Consider the following 4083-nt stretch of genomic DNA (forward strand, 5'->3'; position numbering starts at 1 on the left):
GCCCGCTGCGCAGCGCGCCCCCGCGAGGTGAGGGGCGCGTGGCGCGGCGGATACCGTTAGGACGTGCAGTCAGCAAGCGAATCCTCCAAGCGGCCCCATGGTCGCCTCCACCGGGCCAAGGCTCTCTACCGGAACGTCTCCAAACGCCGGACGGCCTGGCTGCTGCTGACGGACACCGTCAATTCCTGCATGGAGTACCGCATCCTGGGCCTCGCCGCCGAGGCCGCGTTCTTCACGCTGCTGTCCGTGCCCCCGCTGCTGCTCAGCCTCATCGGCCTGCTCGGCTACGTCGACGACTGGACCGGCGCCGACACCATCCACAGCCTGGAGACCAACCTTCTCGAGGCCTCCCGCACCGTCCTGTCCGACAAGGGCGTCAAGGAGATCGCCGAGCCGATCCTGAACGACGTGATGAAGGGTGGCCGGCCCGACGTCATCTCCATCGGCTTCCTGTTCGCCCTCTGGTCGGGCTCGCGCGCGGTGAACGTCTTCATCGACACCATCACCGTGATGTACGGCCTCGACGGCGTCCGGGGCATCGTCAAGACCCGGATCATGGCGTTCCTGCTGTTCGTGGTCGCCCTGCTGATCGGCTCGGTGGCGCTGCCGCTGATGGTGGCCGGACCGGACGCGGTGGTCGGGGTGCTGCCCTGGTCGGCGACGGTCGTCCAGGTGCTGTACTGGCCGGTCGTCATCGTGCTCTCCATCGTCTTCCTGACCACGCTCTACCACGTCTCCGTCCCGGTCCGCTCGCCCTGGATCGAGGACGTGCCCGGCGCGCTGGTCGCCCTCGCCATGTGGGTCCTCGGCAGCCTCCTGCTGCGCGTCTACCTCACCCACACCATCGAGGGCGCCACCATCTACGGCTCCCTCGCCGCCGCCGTCGCCGTGCTGCTGTGGATCGGGGTGTCCGCGTTCGCCGTGCTGGTCGGCGCCGCCGTCAACGCCGCCATCGACCGGGTCTGGCCCGCGGCGGCCACGGCCGCCGCCCGCGAGGCCAACGAGCGCCAGCGGGAGGCCCAGGTCGCGGACTACGTCGCCTGGGCGGCCGGGCTGCGCGACGCCGACCCGGACGACCCGGACATGCCGTCCGAGTTCCCCGAGCGCTGGTCCCGCTTCCTGCCCCCGGAGGACATCACCGGCCGGCTGCGCGGCCACACCCGCAACGGCCACCAGCCGCCCCGCGGCTCCGAGGACGACTGACCGTACGTACGGTCGGTGCGCCGGAATAGATCCACTCCGCGCGGCGCTCTGGGAGACAGATGTGGTGCGTGCCGCCACGGCGGCCGCACCGGCGACGAAGGGCTGGTGGGCGATGACGGCTGACCGGACGGGCCCGGTGGCCCGCACCCCGTACGGCGCGGTACGCGGCCGGTACGAGCACGGGAACGCGGTGTTCCGTGGCATCCCGTACGCGGCGCCCCCCTTCGGCGTCCGCCGGTTCCGCGCGCCCGAGCCGCCCGAGCCCTGGGCCGGTGTGCGCGACGCCGGAGCCTTCGGGCCGACCCCGCCGAAACCCCCGTACTCCGAGGCGTTCGCCCAGCACCTCTCCGACCCCTCGGTGCCCGGCGACGACTGTCTGAACCTCAATGCCTGGACCCCCGAGCCCGGCCCCGGCGCCCGCCTCCCGGTGCTGGTCTGGCTGCACGGTGGCGCGCTGACCAGGGGTTCCTCGGCGGTCCCGGTGTACGACGGGCGGGCCTTCGCCCGCGACGGCGTCGTGCTCGTCTCGGTCAACTACCGGCTCGGCGTCGAGGGCTACGGCCTTTTCCCGGACGCCCCCGCCAATCTGGGCCTGCGCGACCAGTTCGCCGCGCTGCGCTGGGTGCACGAGTCCATCGCGGCCTTCGGCGGCGACCCCGGCAACGTCACCCTGGCCGGGCAGTCGGCCGGCGCCATCAGCACGGGCGTGCTCGTCGCGGCCCCGCAGACACGCGGGCTGGTCCGGCGGGCAGTGCTCCAGAGCGGGGCGCCGGAGGTCTCGGACCGGCAGAAGGTGCGGCGCATGGTCCGCCGGATGGCCGCCCGCCTGAAGATCCCCGCGACCGCGGCCGCCTTCGCCGGTGTCGACCGCGAGCTGCTGCTGCGCACCCAGGCCGAGGCCGGCCGGCGCAGCAGCCCCGTCCTGGGCGGGCCCGGTTTCGGCGTCGTCGTCGACGGCGACCTCGTCCCCACCGACCCGCTGGCCGCCCTCACCGACGGCGACGCGGCGCCCGGCGTCGACCTGCTGATGGGCTGGACCCGCGACGAGTACCGGCTCTGGCTGGTGCCCGGCGGCCTGGTCGAGCACGTCGACCGCCTCGGCGCGGTCGCCCTGGCCGGCGCGATGGCCCGCTGCCACGTCGGCTCCGAGGTCCCGCGCGGCTACCGCGCCCTGCGCCCCGCCGCGGGCGCCGCCGAACTGGTCGGCCAGATGGTCACCGACCACATGCTCCGCCTCCCCCTGCACCGCCTGGCCGACGCCCGCCCGTCCCGCTCCCACGTGTACGAGTTCGCCTGGCCGTCCCTCCTCCCCGCCCTCGGCGCCTGCCACTCCCTGGAACTCGGCTTCGTCTTCGACACCGGCGAGGTCGAGGAGGCCGTGAAGCTGGCCGGCAAGGGCGCTCCCCAGTCCCTGGCCGACACCATGCACACCTCCTGGGTCGACTTCGCCACCACGGGCAATCCCGGCTGGCCCTCCTGGGACGCCTCGCACCCGACCCGCGTCTTCGACACCGCCGGCCCCCACCTGGCCCACGGCCCGCGAGACGCGGAACTCGCCCTCTGGGCCCACCCCCTCGTCCCCCACCAGGCTCCCTCGGTCAACCGGCTCGCGGCGGTCCGGCGGCTGCGGAGGTCGCCGGTGCTGCGGAGGCGCTGACCGGAGGGTCAGACGCGGCCGAGCGCTCGGGCGATCGCGGTGATCGTCTCCGGGCCCACCCGGCAGCAGCCGCCTACGAGGCGGGCGCCCGTGGCCGAGAAAGCGGGGGTGAGGGTGGGGGAGTCGTCCCAGGTGCGGTTCCGGGCGTTCCAGGTTTCGCCGCTGTTGGGGTAGGCGACCACTGGCTTGCCGGTTGTCCGGGCCGCTGTCTCCACCGCGTGGGGGACGTCCTCGGGGGCGCAGCAGTTCACGCCCACCGCGATGATCTCCTCGGCGTCGGCGGCCAGGGCGAACGCCTCTTCCAAGGGCTGGCCGGCGCGGGTGCGGTCGCCGTCGACGCTGTAGGAGAGCCAGGCCGGGACGCCCAGGCCGCGTACCGCGTGCAGGAGGGCTTCCGCCTCGTCGGTGTCGGGGATGGTCTCCAGGGCCAGGATGTCGGGGGCGGCCTCCGCCAGGACCTCCAGGCGGGGGCGGTGGAAGCGTTCCAGTTCGGCCCGGGTCAGGCCGTAGCGGCCCCGGTACTCGGAGCCGTCCGCGAGCATCGCGCCGTACGGGCCCGCGGAGGCGGCCACCCAGAGGGGGCGGGTGACCCCGGCGCGGCGGGCGGCCTCGCGGGCCAGTTCCACGCTGGAGGCCAGCAGGCGCGCGGCTTCCGCGCGGTCGATGCCGCGCCCGGCGAAGCCCTCGAAGGTGGCCTGGTAGCTGGCGGTGATCGCCACGTCCGCGCCGGCCGTGTAGTAGGCGAGGTGGGCCTCGGTGATCGCCTCCGGGGCCTCCGCGAGCAGACGGGCGGACCACAGCTCGTCGCCGAGGTCGTACCCGGCCGACGCCAACTGGTTGGAGAGCCCGCCGTCCAGGACGAGGGGCGGCCCCTCGGTGAGGGCAGTGGCGAGGTCGGTGCTCATCCCTCGACGCTAGTCGAGGTGAGGGCCTCGGCGAGCCGGTCCGCGAACTCCTCCGGGTGCTCCAGGGCGCCGAGGTGACCGCCGGGGAGTTCCAGGAGGGAGCCATCGGCCAGGAACTCGGCTGCATGGTACGGGGGTTGGCCGTGCGAGTCCGCTCCCGCGGCGAGCGTCAGCCGGGCGAGCGCGGGCGGGGGAACGTACGCGGTGAACGGGTGCAGGACGTGCGCGAGGAAGACGCCCATGGGCGTCGCGTCCGGCCCCTCGGCGGGCGGCCGCCCGGGCCCGTCCAGCGCCGCGATCAGCTCCCGGCGCCGCTTC

At 74.4% G+C, this 4083-nt stretch carries 3 protein-coding genes and 1 pseudogene; 2 read left to right on the top strand and 2 right to left on the bottom strand.

The window, feature by feature from the left end; all coding sequences use genetic code 11:
* The first annotated feature begins 63 nt into the window (after positions 1–63).
* Together GT030_RS20050 and GT030_RS20055 are read left to right on the top strand one after the other, a co-directional pair.
* Complete coding sequence (locus GT030_RS20050; RefSeq protein WP_161202292.1) at positions 64–1203, top strand: YihY/virulence factor BrkB family protein; 1140 nt, start codon at positions 64–66, stop codon at positions 1201–1203.
* A 112-nt stretch (positions 1204–1315) separates the two neighbouring features.
* On the top strand, positions 1316–2860 hold the full coding sequence (locus tag GT030_RS20055; RefSeq protein ID WP_202460322.1) for a carboxylesterase family protein: 1545 nt from the start codon (positions 1316–1318) through the stop codon (positions 2858–2860).
* Between the two features lie 8 nt (positions 2861–2868).
* Here the strand turns inward: GT030_RS20055 and mmuM are convergent, their stop codons facing one another.
* Entirely contained in the window at positions 2869–3765 is an 897-nt protein-coding gene (gene mmuM, locus GT030_RS20060; RefSeq protein ID WP_161202293.1) for a homocysteine S-methyltransferase, read from the bottom strand.
* A pseudogene (locus GT030_RS20065) lies at positions 3762–4083 on the bottom strand (hypothetical protein); the annotation flags it as partial. The gene mmuM and the pseudogene GT030_RS20065, both read right to left, overlap by 4 nt.

Source organism: Streptomyces sp. SID1328 (genome assembly GCF_009865595.1).
GTDB classification, from domain to species: domain Bacteria; phylum Actinomycetota; class Actinomycetes; order Streptomycetales; family Streptomycetaceae; genus Streptomyces; species Streptomyces griseoluteus.

Excerpts from the sequence above, each read along its gene's own strand:
- GT030_RS20055 (WP_202460322.1), top strand. The coding sequence starts at position 1,316 with ATGACGGCTGACCGGACGGGCCCGGTGGCCCGCACCCCGTACGGCGCG.
- mmuM (WP_161202293.1), bottom strand. The coding sequence starts at position 3,765 with ATGAGCACCGACCTCGCCACTGCCCTCACCGAGGGGCCGCCCCTCGTC.